The following is a 20,657-nucleotide window of genomic DNA, read 5'->3' as shown; positions in this document are numbered from 1 at the left end:
CTTATACCGCCTTACCGTGCTGCACGAGGCGATTTTTTTCAAAAAAGGCGCGTTGAATGGCGGAGCGGGATCGGATTCTGTAACACCCTGGCCGTACCAGAATAAAAAACAGTCAAAACGACTGTGCCCACAAAGGCCATCGCCTTCGGGCCACACAGATTGCGCATTTTTATTAACAAAAATTCGCCGCAGCATCACGATTAGCCGGATAATTGTGAAGTAACCGGGGGCAAAATTGATACTGTTATAGCAATTTATTTACCGCTGCATGCACTACCGATAGCTTCGCAGCCTTTCTTTGAGCGCTAAAGTAGTACAATTATTGCTAAATACAATTATTTCAGGGGTAATTTTTTTCGGGGGGAGTTGCCAGCTGAAAATCAGTCACTCTGTGTTACATGACATCTTAACAGCGCAAATACAGGCAGTTACTGCTTAGAAACCGATACCATAGCTACCGCACGAGATGGTGCAATCGCAATCCATCCCTGACCGAAAGTACAGTTTTAACCCTTTTTTTCGGCAAGTTTACAGTGTCCTTCCAATTATTCAACGATTCGCATTTACATTTGAAAACATTAGCCTTACTAATGTTAAAAAAATAAAGTAAATTCTGCATAAATGGCACGCATTTACCAGGACTATCCTGCATTTATTGCTTAAAACTCAGCCAGTTTATTTAAACTGGTTATTAAAATTAAGATATGTAATAACTAAATATTATATAACAATGTTAGTTAATGGACCTGAGTTGTAACAGAAATGGGAAAGGGTTTTTGGTGACGGGAAAATTCAGTGGATTATATTGCTCGAAATGCCCCTGAGAGCATAACGAACAATATGCTGCTAAAAATTTAGCTTTATGTGCGTTTTACCTGGCAAAATGTACACTTAAGCGATCAGAATCTCTTGCAGTTCGGCGAGCGTGCTTACCTGCCAGTCCGGGCTGATGCCATCAGGCAGCGGGCGGTTATCCGCGTTTAGCCAGCAAGTGGCTAATCCTGAGTTGATGCCGCCTAAGATATCCGAGTCCGGGTTGTCGCCTACCATCATTACGCGCTGGCGGGAGGGATTGCCCATTTTCTCCAGCGCATAATCGAAGATCGCCGGATGCGGCTTGGCGTACCCCACCTGTTCAGAAATCACCAGCAGATCGAAATACTCCAGAAAACCCGTACGTTCCAGGCGCGTCTGTTGCAGCGCGGTGAAACCGTTGGTGATAATCCCTATCTTCACGCGCCCTTTCAGCGCATTGAGTAGATTGACTGCGCCCGTCAGCGGCAGGCACAGCTCGGCCATCGCACGTAAAAAGCCATTGTTCAAATCCAGCGGCGTCACGTTGAGTTTATCGGCCCAGCCCTGAAAACGCTGGTGTTGCAGCTGCATCGCACTGATGGCGCCATTCTGATATTCCACCCACAGCGGTTTGTTAACCGACTGGTAAGTGTCGTAATCTTCTGCTGTAAAATGCACGTCGTACTGCTGAAAAAGACGCTGAAGACCTGCGAAGGCGTCAAAGTGAAACAGCGTGTCGTCCGCGTCGAATAAGATCCAGTCCCAGTCTTTAAGCATTGTTCAAAAGCCCTTGTTAAATCGTCAGCGCCATAATGATGGCATCTTCTTTGCCATCTGCGGTTGGGTAATAGTTGCGGCGCACCGAGACTTCATTGAAATCGAGCTGTTCATACAGCGCAATAGCCGGGCGATTCGAGGCGCGAACCTCCAGCCATAACGTCAGAATGCCGCGTGCTTCCAGTTCGCTAATCAGATGTTGCAGCAGTTCCCGGCCCAGCCCCTGACGCTGAAAAGCCGGATCGACGGCCAGATTGAACAGCGTCGCTTCGTCGAGCACCACTTGCGTAATGGCAAAGGCCGCCATCTGTTCACCGACATCAAGCCGGTAGTTGAGGTAACGTTCGCCCTGATTGCTGACCAGCGTTTTTTCACTCCAGGGAAAAGCATGGCTGCGCTGCTCAATGGCAAAAGCGCGGTCAAGGTCTTGCGGTGTCAGTAAAGAAATCTGCTTCATAGTGGGTGATCTGCTGCCACAACGCGCGTTTGGCGCTGGCATTATGGTAAAGCTCCGCAAGAACGGGCGAAGCGATTTGTGAACCAGGCACGTTAATGGGTGCGTCCAACCCCAGGCACCAGCTGGTGCAGCGGGTGTCGTCAGGCAGCATCATTAACTGTTCCGGCGTAAGGACCACCACTTCATGCGTGCGCATCTGCATGGCAGAGAGCACATCGCTGATGAAAGGATCGGTTAACAAAGGCGGCACATCGGCCACGATCAGCAGGCGAGTCTGCCCACTAAGCGATACGGCTATTTCACCGTGTAAAGCACCCGGACGCCGCAGCGTATACTGCGTAATACCCATTTGCTGTAATAACCAGTCACGTCTGGAAGACATCTTTATTCCCCGTCTGGTCGCCCAAGATGCGGGCTATGCTAGCAAACCAATGGCATCCGCGCCAACAAACCCCGCACCCAAGGCGCGCTTACAGCGGGCGGCGACAGTGCGCAAAAAGCATTCTCTCGCTGTCATGCTGCAACGCCGATAAATTTCGGTATAATCGCCGCTCTGATTTATGAGGAGCCACCGATGTCTGCATTTACCCCGGCCAGTGAAGTTATACTGCGCCACAGTGATGAATTTACTCAACGCCGCGTACTGTTTGCTGGCGACCTGCAGGATGACCTGCCCGCCCAACTGGATACCGCGCTGAGCCGGGTACATACCCAGCAGTTTCATCACTGGCAGATCCTCAGCCGTACGCTGGCGGAAAACGCCAGCTATGGTCTGGTGGCGACGGCAGAAATGGTTGCCGACTGCGATACGCTGATCTACTTCTGGCCGAAGAACAAGCCAGAAGCCCAGTTCCAGCTGGAAAATCTGCTTTCTTTGCTGCCCGTTGGCAGCGATCTGTTTATCGTCGGTGAAAACCGCAGCGGCGTGCGTAGCGCAGAACAGATGGTAGAAGAATGGGCGCAGCTGACCAAAATCGACAGCGCGCGTCGCTGCGGTTTATATCATGGCCGCCTTGAGGCAAAACCGTCCTTTGATGCAGAAGCATACTGGAATGAATATCCGCTGGGCGATTTGACCATCAAAACGCTGCCGGGCGTGTTCAGCCGTGACGGTCTGGATACGGGCAGTAACCTGCTGCTTTCCACGCTACAGCCGCACACGAAAGGTAAAGTGCTGGATGTGGGCTGTGGCGCGGGCGTGCTTTCTGTGATGCTTTCCCGTTTTTCACCCAAAGTCCGTCTGACGATGACCGACGTTAACGCGGCGGCGATAGAAGCAAGCAAGGCCACGCTGGCGGCAAACAATCTGGAAGGCGACGTTTACCCAAGTAACGTCTATTCCGACGTGAACGGTCGCTTCGACATGATCCTCTCCAACCCGCCGTTCCACGACGGCCTGCAAACCAGCCTGGATGCAGCTCAAACGCTGATCCGCGGCGCGGTTAAGCATCTGAACATGGGCGGCGAGCTGCGCATCGTGGCAAACGCCTTCCTGCCTTACGCACAGGTGCTGGACGAGACGTTCGGCAACCACGAAGTGCTGGCGCAGAACGGCCGCTTCAAGGTTTACCGCGCCGTGCATTCCCGGGCGGCGAAAGCAAAACGTTAAATAGCAGGGAGCGCTTATGCTCCCTGAACCTGCACGTTGTCAGCCATCGCGCGATTTGTGGCGCTTTTTACAGCGATCGTATTGCGGCAGTTAAATAACTGTTGACGTACCGGGGAAAATCTCTAGAATGCGCCTCCGTGGTTGCAATATAACGTTGTCATATTGACGGTACGCGAAGGTGGCGGAATTGGTAGACGCGCTAGCTTCAGGTGTTAGTGTCTTAACGGACGTGAGGGTTCAAGTCCCTCTCTTCGCACCAAAAACCACGTTATTCATGTTATGCGCACTGCGCGAAGGTGGCGGAATTGGTAGACGCGCTAGCTTCAGGTGTTAGTGTTCTTACGGACGTGAGGGTTCAAGTCCCTCTCTTCGCACCAATGCGATGATATGAATAGAAAGTTCAACACGATGCGAAGGTGGCGGAATTGGTAGACGCGCTAGCTTCAGGTGTTAGTGTTCTTACGGACGTGAGGGTTCAAGTCCCTCTCTTCGCACCACGTTGAACCTCCGCTTTTACTGCAATGCCCTCGGTTTTTCCCGCAATAGTCTGATTTTCCTGCAATATTAATTCGTTTTACCTTCTTAAACTTCCCTGCTTTTACGCTTTTATTCGCACGATCCCGCTTATCTTTACAGAACCGTTCCGTTTATCAATCCGAACCGGTTATAGCGTGCCGAAGTTAATGGAAACCGCCGCCATGCCGCCCGCCAGTGCAAGGCAGGAAGGCAGCAGCAGATAATGGCGCAGACGTTTGTGGTAAAGCATGACCGCCGTGGCCAACAGGGCAATGACCATCACCACCCGCCATTCGGCAAAGGAGAGGTGCAGCAGCGTAATCAGTGGCATTATCGCGCAGGGAAGCAAGACACCCCATCCGCTATCCAGTCGTTTATTTAACATCCAGCTTATCCCCCACAGTCCGCACGCGGTGATCATTGCTATCAGCATCGCCGTATCCACACCTTTTTAAATGATAATGATTACCAATAGCATATAAGAATCCTTATCACTTTGCAGCTAAATTTGCTGGCGCTTTGCGTAATCTTTACACTCGATGATGACAGTGAGGGCATAAAGTGATAAATTGCCCGCGTTCGACTATTAAGTAAATTCAAATAATATCAGCTTCAAACTATTCCAGGTTGAAATCAGGCCAGCCTTTCAGGTTGCGTCAGGGAATATTCACAGGGTAGTCATGAGTAAAAAATAATGAAATTACAAAGCTATGATGAATTGCTTCGCAGCAAGCATCGGCTGTCGCTGATGCTATTTCTTTTTTTAAACACAGCCACATCGCTCTTTTATTTATATCATAACGAGGAAAACCCGCCTTTTTTATTCACGCCGCCGCTGCTGGTGATTGCACTATTGAGTGTGACAATATTGTTATGGATGCTGTTACGTCCCGGACGCAAATTTCCACCCTTAAATATCGCTGCGGCAATAACCGGTTTACTCTGGAGTTGGCAAATTGTATTTAAGTATCAACTTGTCTTTTATTATGACAGCAGCTTTTTGATTATCAGCCTGGTCAGCGTCTTTTTTATCAGCGCCATTGCGCTGGGCGATCATCTGCTGGCGTTCTGCCTGCATATCGCCCCGCCAACGCTGGCGGTGCTTGTGCTGGATCGTGGTGAGAACACGCTGCTGCTGCTGTTCACCATTATCCTGCCCCTGACCGGTTTTACGCTGCACCACCTGATGCAGCAGCGTCGCGACCGCTTTACCCGTCGGCTGGTGAGCCAGCTGTACGAAGAGAAACAGACCTACAGCGACCTGAGCATGCTTGACCCGCTGACCGGCCTGTATAACCGGCGTGGCCTGGCAAGCCGCCTGAAGAATATCCTCGACAACCACGCCGGCAGCCACTTTCTGCTGCTGCTGGATATCGATCATTTCAAAGCCTATAACGACAACTACGGCCATGCCATGGGCGATCAGGCGCTGGCCAGGGTTTCGGTGGCCATTCGTGACGCTGTCCGCTCCCGCGATATTGTGACGCGCTACGGTGGCGAAGAGTTTCTGGTTTTACTCACTAATGTGAACGAGTCGATTGCCATGAAGCTCGCTGAACGCATCCGCCAGTACGTGCAGGAATTGTCCATTCCTCATCTTTTTAATGAGCGAGTGGCGACGCACGTGACGATCAGCGCGGGTTTTGCCCCCCTGCATGCGGATGATTTTGACAGCGCACTGACCAATGCCGATCGCGCGCTTTATCTGGCCAAAAACCGCGGTCGAAATAATATTCTTTCTCATGCAGCTATTTCGCAGAGCGATCTTAGTAAGACTGTCGACGGGCCATAATATTGCCTGGCCCGGCGCGAAGCCGGGCCTGTTCTCGCCTGATACCCCGCTATTATCCCCCCTCTTTTTTCCTTCGAGGTATTATTTGACTTATTTTAAATTGCGAACTGTAAATATGCTCTGTTGCAGATTAAATTCGGCCAGTAAGGCGAACATGCCTGGCACCAATAATTGCCAGCATTGCTAACAGCAAATTTTGCTTAAATAGTGATTTATGCCGCGATAATTTTAGCTACCTGAGAATAAACCTTTTCCAACAAATTGCCTGTCAGCCCGGAAAATGGATTAAATACCGTTAAATTCCATTAAAACAGCATGATTATTCCCTGTTGTTATTATGGCTTTTAGATTATGCCATGCCCGCTGTTAAACGCACAAAATGCTGCTTGTTTGCACAATCCCCCTCAGATACAATCAAGAACGATTATCATTTGTTTTCCTGTTTGGTTTATTGCGGAACCCCTCATGAGCACCATTTTGCGTCAGGCATCTGAGTATGGCTCTTACCCGCTGATCTTCCTGCAAAGCGATCGCTCACTGGCGAGCTCGCTGCGCGATTTGCTCAGTGAGCATCGTGCTTATTTCCTCGATACCATCAAGCTGGGCGGCGAAGCGCCGGCTGGCTGTATGACGCTGAAACGCTGGTCGCAACCGGAAAACTTTGCGCGCCTGAATCAGCGCTACGGCGATTTTATCTATCGTGATAACGGCGGACTGGCGCGTGAGAACAAACCCTTGCAGTCGCTCTGGGCACAATGGTATTTCGGCCTGCTCCTGCCGCCAATGATGATGGCGCTGCTGCTGGAAAATCGTGCGCTGGACTGTTCGCCAGAGCATATTCACGTTGAATTCCACGAAACCGGCCGCCCTGCGGCTTTCTGGATTGACGCGCGTGAAGATGAAGAGGCACGTTATCTCAGCCCGCGCCGCCGCATGGATCGCCTGATCCAGCAGCATCTTATTCCGGCAGTTGAGGGCATTGAGCGCCACGGCGACATCAACGGCAAACTGATCTGGAGCAACAGCGGCTTTGCCGTCTGGTGGTTCCTGGGCGAACTCGCACCGCTGTTGGGTGAAGCGCTGCGTGCAGAGTTGGAACACGCTCTTTTCTTTAGCCGCTCGCTGCTCGACGGTTCTGATAATCCCTTCTACCGCACCATGTTGCCGCGCGACGGTGAAATGCAGCGCCGCACCTGTTGCCAGCGCTATCGTCTGCCGGATGTAGAACGCTGCGGCAACTGTACGCTGAAACCTGTCTGATTTTTTCTCCATCCGTTTACAGCCCGGCTTCTCTGTGGCAGCGTTATCGCCTCAAAATGAGGGAGATAAGCATGAGCCTGGAGTCTGTACGGCAGTTTTTTGCCGAGCGCGCACCTGATATTGGTATTATTGAGCTGGCCGAAAGCACCGCCACCGTTGAGCTGGCCGCCCGCGCCCATCACGTTAAGCCCGGCCAGATAGCGAAAACGCTCTCGCTGAAGGTGAAAGATCGGGTTGTGCTGATTGTGACACGCGGCGATGCGCGCCTTGATAACCGCAAACTGAAAGCCATGCTGGGCGCAAAAGCACGCATGCTCAGCACCGACGAAGTGGTGAGCTGGACCGGTCACCCGGTGGGCGGCGTCTGCCCTTTCGGGTTGGAAACGCCTTTGCAGGTTTTTTGCGACGTATCGCTAAAAGATTTCGCAGAGGTGTTGCCCGCCGCCGGTTCAATTTTTAGCGCGGTACGCATCGCGCCAGCGTTGATGGCAGAGCTGACTGAAGCAACCTGGGTAGATGTCTGTCAGCTGCCTGAATAAGGGCGTCGGATTCAGGGCGCATTTGCCAGCCGCCCTGAATAACCTACTTGTTGCGGGCGGTCAGTTCGATTCCCCGCGTTTCGCGTCCGAAAGCGACAAGCACGCAAATCAATACCGCAACCGTACCTGCCACTATCGCCATCGCCAGCCCATAGTTATTGCCATGGCTTTCTGCAATGCGCGACTGCAACGTGGCGTTGACCGACGCAATCAGATTTCCCAGCTGATAAACGAATCCCGGCAGCACCGCTCGCGTATTGGCAGGCACTAACTCAGTCAGATAGCCCGGCACCACGCCCCACGCGCCCTGCACCATAAACTGCATCAGGAAAGCGCCCAGCCCAATCGTCACCGAACCGGTTGAAAACGCCCACAGCGGTAGCACCGGCAACGCCAGCAGCGCCGCGATGATAATCGCTTTTTTCCGGCCGATTTTCTCTGACAGCGTGCCAAACAGTACCCCGCCCAGCATTGCCGCAATGTTATAGCAAATGGCAATAATACTGACCGTATGCGGATCGAAGCCGTGCTGCACTTTCAGGAAGGTTGGGTAGAGATCCTGAGTGCCGTGGCTGAAGAAGTTAAAGCAGGCCATCAACAACACCAGCCAGAGACAAAGCTTCCAGTGGCTGCGTAATACCGGCAGCAGCGATGCCCGCTCGCCTCGTTCTCTGGCGGCCAGCCATACCGGTGACTCCGGCACTTTGAACCAGACAAACGGCAGCAGCAGCACCGGCAAAGCACCGATTAAAAACATGCCGCGCCAGCCAACCATGCTGTAAAACAGCCCAAAGATGATCGACGCCAGCAGATAACCGGCCGGATAGCCGGCCTGAAAAATGCCGGACATCATGCCGCGTGAACGATCGGGAATGGTTTCCATCGCCAGCGACGACGCAACGCCCCAGATACCGCCCATCGCAATGCCGTAGACCACGCGAAAAGCCAAAAACGTCGCCAGCGTGGGCGACCAGGCGGACAGTAATTCAAACAGCGAAAAGGTGACGATATTCACCATTAGAATCGGCCGTCGGCCATACTTTTCGGCAAGATGACCAAACAGCAGTGCGCCTATCGGCCTGACCGCCAGCGTCAGCATAATCGCCAGCGAAACGTCGGAAATTTCAGTATGAAAGTTAGCGGCAATATCACTCAGCACGAACACCAGTATAAAAAAGTCGAACGCGTCCAGCATCCAGCTGGCAAAGCAGGCGAAAGCCACATTGCGCTGGGTTGAAGTCCAGTTGAACATAGGGTTTATCCTGTCTTACAGAAGGCAAGCGTCTGCGAAGCAGACCGGTATTTGTTAAGTATTTGTTTATAGCATGTAATAAGGTAGCGATTTGGACGCAGTTGTCAGTCTTCAATTCAGGATGTAAGCACGCGTTTCAATTCACAATCCGATCTCACGCAGAAACTTTGCTACACTGCGACGTTCGTGAATGACGAGGAAGCCTGGGCTTGTCGCTGATTCAGATGCACCGTTCGCCCAGCCGTTTTGCTGCCTGGCTGGGACTGATCGCTATACTGCTGCTGTTTATCGCGCCGGTGATTTCAAAATCGCTGACGACTTCCCCTGCCCGCCACGCAATGATGATGGCGAGCCATCAGCCCGCCGATCATGACGCAGACTGCGTAATGGCCGAGATGTCGCCCCAGGAACATGCCCGCATGCAGGCGCACCATCCCCTGTCGATGATGGACGACAGCGCCTGCGGCTACTGTGTGCTGCTGGCGCATCTGCCGTTGGATTTAAATAATCTGCCGCCGCTGTGGTCAGTGCTTCAGGCGGCAAAGCAGCCCGCTCTGCCATTGCTTCGCCCCCTCTTCTCACGCTTTGCGCCGCGTTTTTTCCATCCCCGGGCCCCGCCCATTTTCTGAGCATCTGGACCATAAAATTACGTCGCAATAGCGGCCAACACCTGCTTATGCCTGGTTTCAGGCGGATGGAATGACTATGTCAGAAAAAATTCTGGCGCAGCCGGCGCGCGTGGAAAACACCCGCAGCGCGCTTCTGCCCTTACTACGTCGTCTTCACTTCTATATTGGCCTGTTCATTGGCCCTTTTATCTTTATTGCCGCCCTGACCGGCACCTTATATGTACTGACCCCGCAGCTGGAAAACGCGCTGTATGCCCACCAGCTGTTTACACCCAGCAAGGTGCCCGCAAAATCACTGGCCGACCAGGTGCGGACGGCGCAAAACTTTGTGGGTCCCGGCATCAGGATTTCAGCGGTACGCCCGGCACCCGCCGTCGGCGAGACGACCCGCGTAATGTTTATTACGCCTGAATCCGGGCCTTCGGAATCGACGGCGGTGTTTGTCGATCCCGGCACGCTTGAGATCCGTGGCATGCTGCCGGTTTATGGCACCAGCGGCGTGCTGCCGTTACGGACCTGGCTGGATTATCTGCACCGCAACCTGTTGCTGGGCGATCTCGGCAGAAACTACAGCGAACTTGCCGCCAGCTGGCTGTGGGTTGCCGCGTTGGGTGGCGTGCTGCTCTGGGCTGCCAGCCGTTCATCGCAGAAGGTAAGAAAAGCCGGGCCGGGCCAGCGTCAGCGCCACTGGCATATCACCCTTGGCCTGCTGCTGCTGGCTGGCCTGCTGTTTTTCTCGGCAACCGGACTGACCTGGTCGCGCTGGGCGGGAGACAATATTTCGTCGATGCGGGCGCATTTCGGCTGGATGACGCCATCCGTCAATACGACGCTGGCACCGCCAGTCATGCAGCCGATGACGGACGCGATGCCAGCAATGACGACGTCTGGCGAACATGCCGGGCATCATATGACCGCCGACGAACATGCGGAGCATCATATGACCGCCGACAAGCATGCAGAGCATCCTGTGCCTGTCGACGAGCATGTGGAGCATCATATGACCGGGCCAATGCCCGCCGCGACGGTCGCCATCACGCCCGCGCAGTTTAATGGCGTGGTAAAGGCGGCCCGCAGCGCCGGGATCGACGCTGAAAAAATAGAAATCCGTCCCGCCTGGCAGGCCGACAAAGCCTGGACAGTCAGTGAAATCGATCGCCGCTGGCCTACGCAGGTAGATAGCGTAGCCGTGGATCCGCATGACTTTACGGTGGTGGATAAGGTTGAGTTCGCCCGGTTTGGGTTGCTGGCAAAACTGACGCGCTGGGGGGTGGATGCTCACATGGGCGTGCTGTTTGGCCTGCCTAATCAGCTGCTGCTGGCCACCTTTGGCCTGGGGCTGTGCCTGCTGATCGTGATGGGTTATCGCCTGTGGTGGCAACGACGACCTGCGGCAGGCAGCGGGCCTCATCCGGCGGATACGCTGCTGCACAGCTGGCGACAGCTCTCTCTCAGCGCAAGGTTTTTACTGCTGGTTTGTAGCGTCGCGCTGGCGTTCAGCCTGCCGGTAATGGGCGTCAGCCTGCTAATACTTGTACTGATTGATGCGCTGCGCTGGCAACGAGCCATCAGGATCGCCAAACACTAATCTCACTATATTGCACTTGCGCACAGTGCGGGAGTGCAATAAAGTAGTGCGATTATTACGCAGCGGAGGCGTGAACTGAGATGTTGAGAAACATTGAAAATTTTAGGGATGAATGGCTTGAAGATTATTTTTTATATGGCAAAACGCATAAAAAAATCCCGGCAAATCTGGAGTCAGCATTAGCTCGCAAACTGGACCTGATAAATGCTGCGACAACGTATAAGGACTTACGATCGCCACCGGGTAATCGATATGAAGAGTTGCATCCTCCGCTGAGTGAGTACTCTGCGATACGCATCAATGAGCAATACCGATTAATTTTCAAATGGATTGAAGGAAAAGCAATTGATCTTTATTTAGATCCGCACAGTTATAAAAAACACAAATGAGTGGAAGAGTTTACAGATGCGCCCTGTAACGCTCTAAAAAGCGTGAAGTTGGCGAAGCATTATGAAAAGAGAAAAATTATGATGAAACAAGCGACACGTAAGCCCACCACCCCAGGCGATATTTTGTTATACGAATACCTGGAACCGCTTTCGCTAAAAATCAATGACTTAGCAGAGATGCTCAATGTACACCGTAATTCGGTCAGCGCTTTACTGAATAACAACCGCAAACTGACGCCTGATATGGCTTTCAGACTGGCTATGGTCTTTGATACCAGCGTTGAATTTTGGTTAAACCTGCAAAACAGCGTGGATATTTGGGAAGTGGAAAACGATGCGCGCACTCAGGAAGAGATGAGCCGCGTAACCTCTTTAGAACGTTTTCTTACGCAGCGAGCCGCTAAGAACAAGGTAGCCTGATTCTTAACGTAATCTTCGCGCCAGCAACCGGTTAACAAGCTTAAGGCCCGCCATCGCGGGCCTTAAAATCACTTCGCTAACGCCTGTTCCAGCATGTTCAGCAGCAGTTTGTTATCCACCGTTTTCAGCACGTGTACCATGCCGCCCGTTGTCTCACCCACGGCAATATCAACCCGCAGCGGCAGCCGATAACGCCAGGACTTGCCGCGCGTCATGCCGGGCCGCAGTTCCACATTCACGTAGTAGTCTGCCGCCGTTGCCACCTGCTGATTGATCAGCCAGGCAATGACCAGCGCATCGTGGATCCAGCAGCCCGGAAGCTTGCGCGTCTGAATGGAATAGTCGAGCCACGGCCTGAAGGTTTCACAGACAAACTTCGCCAGCGGCGTATCCAGCTTCTGGATCCTGTCCAGGTCGCGGTGCGTCATCAGCGTCCGGGTCGTGACATCCATCGGCACCAGCGTGATAGTGGCACCGCAGGTCAGAACACGCTGCGCCGCTTCCGGATCGAGGCCAAAATTGGTGTCCTTAATAAAGTCATCCAGCGCAAAAACGCCGCCCATAATCGCGATTTCCTGCACCGCTTCCGCCATCTGCGGATAACGATCTAACGCCCGCGCCACGTTGGTCAGCGGCCCGATAGCCACCAGCGTTATCTTGCCCGGATTGGCGCAAATCAGCCTGCCGATGGCATCTGCCGCCTCTTCATCCGGCGCGCTGTACGCCTGTGGTTGACGCACGCCCTGCCACAGATGCGCCAGCTTTGACTGATGAACCCGGTTATCAAGCGCCTCCCGCCATGGCTCCGACGGCTCAACCAGCGCCCGGTCAGCACCTTTGCGTACCGGCACATCCAGTCCCAGTTGCTCAACCAAATCTTTCGCTACGTTAAAGCCCGTTTCACTGGGCGTGTTGCCTGCCACGGTGGTAATCAGCTCGACGGAAAGGCCCGGTGAACCGAGCGCCAGCGCTATCGCCAGACCGTCGTCAACGTTCGCTCCGGTAATCCCATTTCCCGGATCGCAATCAATAATGACTCTTTTCATTTTTATCTTAACTTGCCGCATCGCGGCTGGCGGTAAGGAAACAGCCACAGGATTCGCCAAGCTGTAGCTGGTGAGAAAATTCGCTCAGGTGCACTTCATTTCCGGGTTGCGCGAGCATCGCGAGTGCCGCTTTTGCCATCGCTTCGACCGGTTGCCGTACTGTCGTTAAAGAGGGAACGTGAAAAGCCGCCTGATCCGTGCCGTTAAAACAGACCAGTGCAACCTGCTGCGGCACAGCGATATGATGTTCTGCCAGAGCACGGATACACCCAATCGCCTGCATTTCGTTAGAGGCAAATAGCGCACGCGGCAGCGGTCCCCGCAACATTTCTTTTGCTGCGTGATAACCCCCTTCACGGGTATAGGCTGCCGGGAAAATCCACTCTGCCCGCTCACGCACGCCAAAGTCCTGCAACGCCTGTCGCCAACCTGCGAGGCGATCCTGCGCGTTGAACATCTCCGGCGGCCCACTGATGATGCCGACGTCCTGATAGCCGTGACTCAGCAAGTGCGCCGTTACCTGGTGCGCCGCTTCACGCTCGTCCACACGCAGGATATTGACGTTCAAAGCAGGATCGACGCGGTCAAGCATCACCAGCGGCGTGCCGCTGGCCTGAATAACATCGATATAGGGATGACGATCGACGCTGTTGTAAAACAGGCCGTCTACCTGCTGGCTGAGCAGGTTGTTAATCAGCTCCAGCTCGCGCTTGCGGCAGTCGCCCGCGTCGCCCAGCAGCATCACCATGCCGTTATTTAGCGCTTCCTGCTGTAGAGCATGCGCGAAAGAAGCGACAAAAGCGTTGCCGATATTCGGCACCACCAGCCCGTAGGTTTTGCTGGTGCCGGAAGCCAGGGCGCGCGCCACGCTGTTAGGTCGATAGCCAGTCTTTTGTACCGCTGCCAACACGCGAAGCCGGGTCGCATCTGCTACCGGCCTCGGGCCATTATTGATAACGTAGCTGACCACCGCTACGGAGGTTCCGGCCTCTCTGGCGACATCGACCCGGGTGGCGCGATGAATGTTTTTTGCCAAGGTTTCACCTCATTGATTGCGCGAACCGGCAGCCCGGTCCGCATTACTGCTTAAATAGCATCTTCCGGGGCATTGAGATCGCGACCTCGCGTTTCCGGTGCCACAAAGGTGGTCAGGAAACCAATTGTCGCCATCACCGCGAAATAGGTGGCAATTGGCCACCAGTGACCCGTCCAGGAAAGCAGCGCGGCGGCTACCAGCGGCGCGGTACCGCCAGACAAAATTGACCCCAGCTCTTTTGCCGTTGCCATTTTAGTGTAGCGATGTTTTACGCCAAACATCTCCACGCCCCAGGCCGCCTGCACGCCATAGATACCCAGCGAGGCCAGCCCCATCCCGACAACAATGGTTGCCATCACCACGATCGGCTCACGAGAATCCAGCAGCATAAAGGCCGGGAAGGCATAGATAATTAACAGCAAGCAGAACCAGCGATAGGTTATGCGACGGCCGAAACGGTCGGAAAGCCAGCCAGCAAAAGGAATAATCAGGAAGCCCAGCAGCGAGGCGATCAGCACCGCTGTAGTGGCGACCGATTTATCTACCGCTAATACTTTGACCACATAACCAATCATAAAGCCCTGCGCGAGGTAGGAAGGCCCGTTTTCGCCGATGCGTAAACCCAGCATCACCAGAAACGCCCGGCTACGCTGCCACAGGCTGCGTGGCGCTTGCGGATGGTAAGACACCAGCTTGCCTTCACGTACCGCCTGCATCTCGGCATTTTTGCGCTCAAACACCGGGGTTTCTTTCAAATGGCGGCGGATCCACAAGGCAACCAGCGCGATCAGCGAGCTGCACAGGAACGGGATTCGCCAGCCCCACGCCTGCAACTGCTGAGGATCCATCTGTACCACGATCAGCCAGACCAGCGAGGCCAACAGCGTGCCGCTGTTCGATCCCAGCGCGATAATCGACGATACCAGCCCGCGTTTCTCAGCAGGGGCATATTCTCCCAGCATCACCGTGCCACCGGACAACTCGGCACCCGCGCCAAACCCCTGGCTAAACCGCAACAGCACCAGACAGGCCGGTGCCCACACGCCAATTGACGCATAGCTGGGGATCAGGCCAATTAAGGTGGTCGAAGCCCCCATCAGAATGATGGTGGTGATCATCACCGCTTTACGCCCTTTACGATCGCCCAGCCAGCCGAAAAACAGCGCGCCGATAGGCCGGGCGATAAAGCCAACGGACCAGGTTGCAAAACTGGAGAGTAGCGCCATGGCAGGCGTGGCTTCAGGAAAGAAAACGTCGCCAAAGATGATACCGGCAGCGAGACCGTACAACGCAAAATCTGCATACTCCATCGCCGTGCCAAGCCAGCAAGAGACGGTCGCCCGCCAGAAATCCTTGCGCCCTTCCGTGGTGGCCAGACGTTCATCGGCGGCAGAACAGGCAGAAGATGCCGCTGGCCGGATGCTTTGAGGTGTGGACATGAAAAAAAATCCCTGATGTTAAGAGGTCTGTTTCGCCTTCACTGGCTCGCCCCCGGATCGCCGGGAAATGCATCAGTGAGGACGCTCTTTTGCTGAGCCATAGTTAAAGGTCAGTAACGGGTTCCCTGGTGTTGGACTCTGTTCTGTAAGCTTCCCGGCCGTTGGTTTTGATTAACCAATCATATGTATACGGGAAACAAAGTTGACCTTTCACTGCGCTGACAGGCATCGACACGGTGATTTTTTGACGTGCATGCATTGTATCTACGCGCGTAGATAAATCAAGTAATCTTGAGAAATAAATTAGATTAATTTCACATTCATTACGCCAGCATACCCGACATTCGCTGATATAACAGACATTTATGATAAATTAACGCTAAAGTATTTCGTTATGACAGGCCAATAGTGTGTTAAAACTTCACTGATGTGTCATTTTTCGCCATCACCGCGCCTTCTCAGCAGACCACAGTGTAAATCGCCCGCTGTGACAGGCGGATGACGTTGTCGGAGCAGACCGTCTATTATCTGAAGGGATTGCCGCATTTTTTCTCAGGGAACGCCGATCCCTTAATCGTAAATTATCTTTGAGGAAAGCAATGAGCATTATACTGATGCGCCACGGTAAGCCCGATCACCATCCTGGCGGCCGTTTGCCTGCGCTGGCGATGGAACAGTGGTGTGAAGCGTACGATATGTCGCGGGTTGAAGATGCGCCACCGGACAGATGCCGACAGGTAGTGAGCACGGCCGACTATATTATTACCAGTCCGCTGCCTCGCGCCCGATCCTCCCTGGCAAAATTAGACCGCGAACCCGCCTCAATCGATGAACTGTTTAGCGAAGTCTCGCTGCCCATCATGCGCCTCGGTTATCCTCATTTACCTGCGGCTTTCTGGCTGACGGTGCTCCGCACCTTGTGGCTGTGCGGCTATGCCGGTTCGGTAGAGTCTTTTCAGCAGGCAGAACGGCGAGCCGCTCTGGCAGCCACCACGCTGATTGAGCATTCATCCAAGGGTAACGTGCTGCTGGTGGGACACGGCATTATGAACAAACTGATTGCGCGAGAGCTGCGCAAAGCGGGCTGGCTGGCCGAAAAACACGCCAGCAGCCGCCACTGGAGCACCGCCATCTATCACCCACCTTTTATTCCCTCGGAAATTGAGTAAGGCCCCGTTTTAGAGGATTAGGCAAGCTTTAAAGAGGCACGGATATTTTCACCACACGATAACCCTCATACGCTGGTAGTCACTGACGGATAGTCCGTTTAGTGAGGCTCATTGTGGAGGTTTCTGTGTCTGAACTGATGAATAAAGTTATCGCGATTACCGGTGCCAGTAGTGGCATAGGCGAAGCGACCGCTCGTTTATTAGCGGCTAAAGGCGCTCGCGTCATGCTGGGTGCGCGTCGGACAGCGCGGCTGGAAAAGGGGGTCGCGGAGATCCACGCGGCGGGCGGTGAGGCCCATTTTATGGCGCTGGACGTTACCCAACTCGAACAGATGGAAGCATTTGTCGCTGAAGCGCAGCAGCGTTTTGGCGGACTGGACGTAATGATTAACAACGCTGGCGTGATGCCGCTCTCGCCGCTTTCCTCGCGCAAAGTAGACGAGTGGAATCAGATGATTGATGTGAACATCCGTGGCGTGCTGCACGGTATTGCCGCTGCTCAACCGCTGATGGAGCAGCAACAGTACGGCCATATTATTAATATTTCGTCGATTGGCGGGCTGAGCGTTTCACCTACCGCGGCGGTTTACTGCGCGACTAAATACGCTGTGCGGGCTATTTCGGACGGCCTCAGACAGGAGACGGATAAACTCCGGGTGACGGTGGTTTCGCCCGGCGTGGTCACTTCCGAGCTGGCGGAGACCATCAGTGATGAATATGCCCGTGAGGCGATGAGAAGCTATCGCAGCGTGGCGCTGGATCCGGAGGCGATTGCTCGTGCCATCGCCTGGGTGATTGCGCAGCCTGATGACGTGGACGTGAGCGAGCTGGTTATCCGTCATACCGCCAGCCCGTACTAAATCGCTTTAGCCGGTCACGGCAATGGCAGGCTCCAGCCGCAGGATCTCTTTCATATACAGGGCTTCCTGCTGCGGGCTACGGCCAAAAAAGCGCTTAAATTCGCGACTGAACTGCGAAGGACTCTCGTAGCCCGTCTCTGCCGAAGCCGCCGCGGCAGAGACGCCATTTCGCACCATCAATAGCCGGGCCTGATGCAGACGCAAAGACTTGAGATACTGCATCGGCGAGCTTTGCGTGACGGCTTTAAACCGCGCGTGAAACGTTGCGCTGCTCATGCCGACTTCACGCGCCAGATCGGCCACTTCCATATGCTCCTGATAACGATGCTGCATGATCTGCAACGCCCGGGCGATTTGCGCAAAATAGCCCTGATTCGATAACGCCGCCCGCAGCGAAGCGCCCTGCTCGCTCATCAGGACGCGATAGTAAATTTCGCGCAGCAGACCAGCCCCGAGAACCTGCGTTTCCTGTGGTGAGCGCAGCGTTTCCAGCAGGCGCAGGACGCTATCGCCTAATTGCTCGTCCAGCGGCGTGGAGAGCATGCTGGCTGGCTCCTCTGTCGTCAGCGGCAGCTTAAGCGTCACCAGTAAATCCGCCACCACCTGCAAATCCAGACGCAGCGCCACCGCCAGCATGGGTTCCTCGGCTGTGGCCTCCGTCTGGCTGATAAAAGGCAAAGGGACGGCCACGACTAAAAACTGCTGTGCGTCATAAATAAAGGTTTGATCCGCCAGAAAGCCCCGTTTACGCCCCTGACAGACCACCACGACAGACGGCTCGTACAGCACGGGCGTGCTCTCCAGCGAGATATCGGAACGTAAAAAACGCACATCTTTTAAAGCCGACTGCGTGTAACCATTGTTTGGCGCAAGCTGAGAAATCAACGCCGCCATTTTCCGCCGACGGCGTTCAGACGAAGAGTGCATATCAACCACGCTCGGCTCCTTAAATTGATGACAAGGGTGATTCGGCAACCCATGCAGCAGTTCACTTAACCTCATTAACGGACAGAGTGAGATATTGCAGACTTTGACACAACCCGTTTCAGGGTGCGGCAAAAGCAGGCTAAGTGTAGGACCCCGGCTAATGGATTGTTATTTAATCATTTCTGACATGCAGCACAACGTCTAAAAAACAGCCAAACGGTGGCGCAATGCTGGATTGCATCAGCAACTTACATTATAATTCCGCGCCACGGCCCCTTAGCTCAGTTGGTTAGAGCACGCGACTCATAATCGCTTGGTCACTGGTTCAAGTCCAGTAGGGGCCACCAGAATTTACCTGTTAAATCAGGGCATTAAGCCACTCTTAACCGAGTGGCTTTTTTGTTTCTTGCGGTCAATGTCCCCTTTTCGTCCCCCCACCCTTTTCTTTTTGGTTCCTGACTTTCCCTTTTTAGCTGACCAGGAAAACTGGATAACCTTTCTTCAGGCGAAAAAAAACCGCTTTCGCGGATCGTATCAGTGAAGTAATGCTGATAAGCGCGGTCGCGACTTCGGCCACGCGGACCACGACCATAACCAGTTTGGCCTGGTCGGCAATCGCCTGAAAGGATGCGGCCAGCGTGCCTTTGGTCCCGGCTTTAGCAATACCGCCCTGCACGTTAGTTAACAATACCGGCGTGTTAAGTGGAAACGCGGTAGTGTCGGCGTCCCCGCCGGTACAGAGCAGCCCAACGATGGCGGTGGATACGGTGGAAATAGTGCGCGTGCCGTCGTTAATTTCGACGACCCGCACACCGTGATGACAATCAGACATCTGATGCACTCCGTGTAATGAGTGCGCTCAGATTGCCAGCTCAGGCGGGGCAGTGTATGCGTTTGGGGTTTGCTGGCTGATGGGCGGACAATTAACGGGGGAATGATCGTTTTTTCATCCTGTGGCACTATAAACCGCCATCATTAAAAGAGGGAACGAGATGATTACAGCAACGGCAGAAAGGCAGGAACCAGGACGGTATTACACTTTTGAGTCGAGATTGCCACAAGGCGAATTTTTCGAGCTGCGACCGCATAATTTACCGCGCAATGCTCAACCGGTGTTGGACGACAAAAGCGGCATGTGCATCGGATACACCGTGGCTCAGGCTCCCGGCCTATGGCAGATTTATGACGCACAGGGAAATTTTGTACGACTTGAAGAGGCTCCGCTTGAAACACCTTTAATCGATCCCACGGATATCGCGCTGATCGCTTTCGGTGTTTTCCGCATCCTTCGTACCGGCCGCGCATTATTTGAAGCAGGGACACGAACCGCTGTTACCGCTAAGCTCAGCCAGAGCACCATTTTATTTTTACGGGCCAGATTTAAGCTCGGCTTGTCAGCTCGTAATTTGAAAATGACCGAGACGGCTGCAAAACACATGTATGAACCGGGCCGCTATGTTCCTTTGCATATCCAGGAAAAAGCTATTCGTTACGGCAGGCGCATGGCCGATCTCCGCAAAGTTAAAGGGCTGTACAGATACGAAATTGAGATGTACAAGCTATATCGCAAAAAAGCCACCACTGAGTATAAAAAATACAAGCTGGAAGTTGTGGTAAGAGAGTCTGACTGGACGATTACCCATTTCATGTATTTTTGAAAGACCGACAGGAACGCATCCATGTTTGATATCAAAAATGAAGAATTCACTTTTGCGATCTCTCCTTTTGAAAGAGTGATCGATAACGAGATTGACCCGGAGCATCACCGCTGGGACTGGATTAAATCCTTTGTTGAATTCTCTGTTCCCGGCCTGAAAGCACAATTCCAGACTGAATTTACCGTAGGCGAGTTGCTGGCACTACGCGAGCAGTTTGCAGCGCACCATAAAGCTTTGATTGCTCAGCGTGAAATAAAGCTTTTCGAGTTTCAAAGCCAGTGCCATCAACTGAATATGGTAATCAGGAAAGCAGCTGGCGCTGATGGCGTGGTTATTGAATATGACCTTCGCCCGGGACCCCATGCAGACAGCGTTCAGGTTAAAGGGAGCTTCGGTCTTGATGAAAGCTTTTTCCCTGATATCTTGAAACGGCTGGATGAAATGATTGAATGGCAGAATTAAGAACTGCTTTATTCTGTCAAGTATTACAGCCGGATAT

Annotated in this window: 21 protein-coding genes, 4 tRNA genes and 1 pseudogene; 16 read left to right on the top strand and 10 right to left on the bottom strand. The window is 53.5% G+C overall.

What is annotated here, in order from left to right; all coding sequences use genetic code 11:
• Positions 1-891 precede the first annotated feature (891 nt).
• From yjjG to EHV07_RS02945, 3 genes are read right to left on the bottom strand one after another with little or no spacing between them, the layout of a single operon-like run.
• Positions 892-1,572: a pyrimidine 5'-nucleotidase gene (yjjG, locus tag EHV07_RS02955; protein WP_147194860.1), complete on the bottom strand. Its 681-nt coding sequence runs from the start codon at positions 1,570-1,572 to the stop codon at positions 892-894.
• A 16-nt stretch (positions 1,573-1,588) separates the two neighbouring features.
• Positions 1,589-2,029 carry a ribosomal protein S18-alanine N-acetyltransferase gene (gene rimI, locus EHV07_RS02950; RefSeq protein ID WP_147194857.1) on the bottom strand — a complete coding sequence of 147 codons (441 nt, stop codon included), beginning with the start codon at positions 2,027-2,029 and terminating at the stop codon, positions 1,589-1,591.
• Positions 1,992-2,411, bottom strand: coding sequence for a DNA polymerase III subunit psi (locus tag EHV07_RS02945; protein WP_147194854.1), 420 nt, complete (start codon positions 2,409-2,411; stop codon positions 1,992-1,994). The genes rimI and EHV07_RS02945 overlap by 38 nt, the downstream gene beginning before the upstream one ends.
• 192 nt (positions 2,412-2,603) lie before the next feature.
• On the opposite strand from EHV07_RS02945, the gene rsmC reads away from it, so the two are divergent.
• From rsmC to EHV07_RS02925, 4 genes are all read left to right on the top strand, one after another.
• Entirely contained in the window at positions 2,604-3,638 is a 1,035-nt protein-coding gene (rsmC, locus tag EHV07_RS02940) for a 16S rRNA (guanine(1207)-N(2))-methyltransferase RsmC (protein WP_147194852.1), read from the top strand.
• 172 nt (positions 3,639-3,810) lie between these two features.
• Positions 3,811-3,897 (top strand) — tRNA-Leu (locus EHV07_RS02935).
• A 31-nt stretch (positions 3,898-3,928) separates the two neighbouring features.
• Positions 3,929-4,015 (top strand) — tRNA-Leu (locus tag EHV07_RS02930).
• Between the two features lie 33 nt (positions 4,016-4,048).
• Positions 4,049-4,135 (top strand) — tRNA-Leu (locus tag EHV07_RS02925).
• A gap of 167 nt (positions 4,136-4,302) precedes the next feature.
• Here EHV07_RS02925 and EHV07_RS02920 read toward each other — a convergent pair.
• Positions 4,303-4,587, bottom strand: coding sequence for a DUF1435 domain-containing protein (locus EHV07_RS02920; protein ID WP_147194849.1), 285 nt, complete (start codon positions 4,585-4,587; stop codon positions 4,303-4,305).
• Between the two features lie 261 nt (positions 4,588-4,848).
• Between EHV07_RS02920 and EHV07_RS02915 the strand changes: the two genes are divergently transcribed.
• The 3 genes from EHV07_RS02915 (at position 4,849) to EHV07_RS02905 (ending at position 7,745) form a co-directional block, all read left to right on the top strand.
• The gene (locus tag EHV07_RS02915; protein ID WP_147194846.1) at positions 4,849-5,946 is read left to right on the top strand and encodes a GGDEF domain-containing protein; all 1,098 of its coding nucleotides are present in this window, start codon (positions 4,849-4,851) and stop codon (positions 5,944-5,946) included.
• A 465-nt stretch (positions 5,947-6,411) separates the two neighbouring features.
• Complete coding sequence (gene fhuF / locus EHV07_RS02910) at positions 6,412-7,206, top strand: siderophore-iron reductase FhuF (protein WP_147194844.1); 795 nt, start codon at positions 6,412-6,414, stop codon at positions 7,204-7,206.
• A 71-nt stretch (positions 7,207-7,277) separates the two neighbouring features.
• Positions 7,278-7,745 (top strand): YbaK/EbsC family protein, encoded by a 468-nt coding sequence (locus tag EHV07_RS02905; RefSeq protein ID WP_147194842.1) that lies wholly within the window; start codon positions 7,278-7,280, stop codon positions 7,743-7,745.
• Positions 7,746-7,788: 43 nt separating this feature from the next.
• On the opposite strand, the gene EHV07_RS02900 is transcribed toward EHV07_RS02905, so the two are convergent.
• Positions 7,789-8,997: an MFS transporter gene (locus EHV07_RS02900; protein WP_147194839.1), complete on the bottom strand. Its 1,209-nt coding sequence runs from the start codon at positions 8,995-8,997 to the stop codon at positions 7,789-7,791.
• 209 nt (positions 8,998-9,206) lie between these two features.
• Here EHV07_RS02900 and EHV07_RS02895 point away from each other — a divergent pair, with 209 nt between their 5' ends.
• The 4 genes from EHV07_RS02895 to EHV07_RS02880 all read left to right on the top strand — a co-directional run bounded on the left by EHV07_RS02895 (position 9,207) and on the right by EHV07_RS02880 (position 12,023).
• Complete coding sequence (locus EHV07_RS02895; RefSeq protein WP_254446303.1) at positions 9,207-9,626, top strand: DUF2946 domain-containing protein; 420 nt, start codon at positions 9,207-9,209, stop codon at positions 9,624-9,626.
• A 76-nt stretch (positions 9,627-9,702) separates the two neighbouring features.
• Positions 9,703-11,214: a PepSY domain-containing protein gene (locus EHV07_RS02890; RefSeq protein WP_147194836.1), complete on the top strand. Its 1,512-nt coding sequence runs from the start codon at positions 9,703-9,705 to the stop codon at positions 11,212-11,214.
• A gap of 80 nt (positions 11,215-11,294) precedes the next feature.
• On the top strand, positions 11,295-11,603 hold the full coding sequence (locus tag EHV07_RS02885) for a type II toxin-antitoxin system RelE/ParE family toxin (RefSeq protein WP_147194833.1): 309 nt from the start codon (positions 11,295-11,297) through the stop codon (positions 11,601-11,603).
• An 81-nt stretch (positions 11,604-11,684) separates the two neighbouring features.
• Positions 11,685-12,023: a HigA family addiction module antitoxin gene (locus EHV07_RS02880; protein WP_147200507.1), complete on the top strand. Its 339-nt coding sequence runs from the start codon at positions 11,685-11,687 to the stop codon at positions 12,021-12,023.
• Between the two features lie 68 nt (positions 12,024-12,091).
• Here EHV07_RS02880 and EHV07_RS02875 read toward each other — a convergent pair whose 3' ends face one another.
• Genes EHV07_RS02875 through EHV07_RS02865 form a run of 3 tightly spaced genes read right to left on the bottom strand, consistent with a single transcriptional unit; the run spans position 12,092 to position 15,544 of the window.
• On the bottom strand, positions 12,092-13,069 hold the full coding sequence (locus tag EHV07_RS02875; protein ID WP_147194830.1) for a nucleoside hydrolase: 978 nt from the start codon (positions 13,067-13,069) through the stop codon (positions 12,092-12,094).
• Between the two features lie 7 nt (positions 13,070-13,076).
• Complete coding sequence (locus EHV07_RS02870) at positions 13,077-14,105, bottom strand: LacI family DNA-binding transcriptional regulator (RefSeq protein WP_147194827.1); 1,029 nt, start codon at positions 14,103-14,105, stop codon at positions 13,077-13,079.
• Positions 14,106-14,155: 50 nt separating this feature from the next.
• On the bottom strand, positions 14,156-15,544 hold the full coding sequence (locus EHV07_RS02865) for an MFS transporter (protein ID WP_147194824.1): 1,389 nt from the start codon (positions 15,542-15,544) through the stop codon (positions 14,156-14,158).
• Between the two features lie 599 nt (positions 15,545-16,143).
• On the opposite strand from EHV07_RS02865, the gene EHV07_RS02860 reads away from it, so the two are divergent.
• Both EHV07_RS02860 and EHV07_RS02855 read left to right on the top strand, forming a co-directional pair.
• Complete coding sequence (locus EHV07_RS02860) at positions 16,144-16,713, top strand: histidine phosphatase family protein (protein WP_147194821.1); 570 nt, start codon at positions 16,144-16,146, stop codon at positions 16,711-16,713.
• A gap of 137 nt (positions 16,714-16,850) precedes the next feature.
• A complete protein-coding gene (locus EHV07_RS02855) occupies positions 16,851-17,573 on the top strand; it encodes an SDR family oxidoreductase (protein WP_217363428.1) in 723 nt (240 codons plus the stop codon).
• A gap of 6 nt (positions 17,574-17,579) precedes the next feature.
• Here the strand turns inward: EHV07_RS02855 and EHV07_RS02850 are convergent, their stop codons facing one another.
• On the bottom strand, positions 17,580-18,500 hold the full coding sequence (locus EHV07_RS02850; protein WP_147200506.1) for an AraC family transcriptional regulator: 921 nt from the start codon (positions 18,498-18,500) through the stop codon (positions 17,580-17,582).
• A gap of 270 nt (positions 18,501-18,770) precedes the next feature.
• On the opposite strand from EHV07_RS02850, the gene EHV07_RS02845 reads away from it, so the two are divergent.
• Positions 18,771-18,847: transfer RNA gene (locus tag EHV07_RS02845), tRNA-Ile, on the top strand.
• Positions 18,848-19,068: 221 nt separating this feature from the next.
• Here the strand turns inward: EHV07_RS02845 and EHV07_RS02840 are convergent.
• A pseudogene (locus tag EHV07_RS02840) lies at positions 19,069-19,332 on the bottom strand (phage tail protein); the annotation flags it as partial.
• A 160-nt stretch (positions 19,333-19,492) separates the two neighbouring features.
• Here EHV07_RS02840 and EHV07_RS02835 point away from each other — a divergent pair.
• Together EHV07_RS02835 and EHV07_RS02830 are read left to right on the top strand one after the other, a co-directional pair.
• Positions 19,493-20,158, top strand: a complete 666-nt coding sequence (locus tag EHV07_RS02835; protein WP_254446302.1) for a hypothetical protein — start codon at positions 19,493-19,495, stop codon at positions 20,156-20,158.
• A gap of 21 nt (positions 20,159-20,179) precedes the next feature.
• Positions 20,180-20,620, top strand: coding sequence for a hypothetical protein (locus EHV07_RS02830; protein WP_147194812.1), 441 nt, complete (start codon positions 20,180-20,182; stop codon positions 20,618-20,620).
• Positions 20,621-20,657: the final 37 nt, after the last annotated feature.

The sequence above is a fragment of the Pantoea sp. CCBC3-3-1 genome (genome assembly GCF_007981265.1).
Classification (GTDB): domain Bacteria; phylum Pseudomonadota; class Gammaproteobacteria; order Enterobacterales; family Enterobacteriaceae; genus Erwinia.
This window is presented reverse-complemented; position numbering and strand designations above follow the sequence as displayed.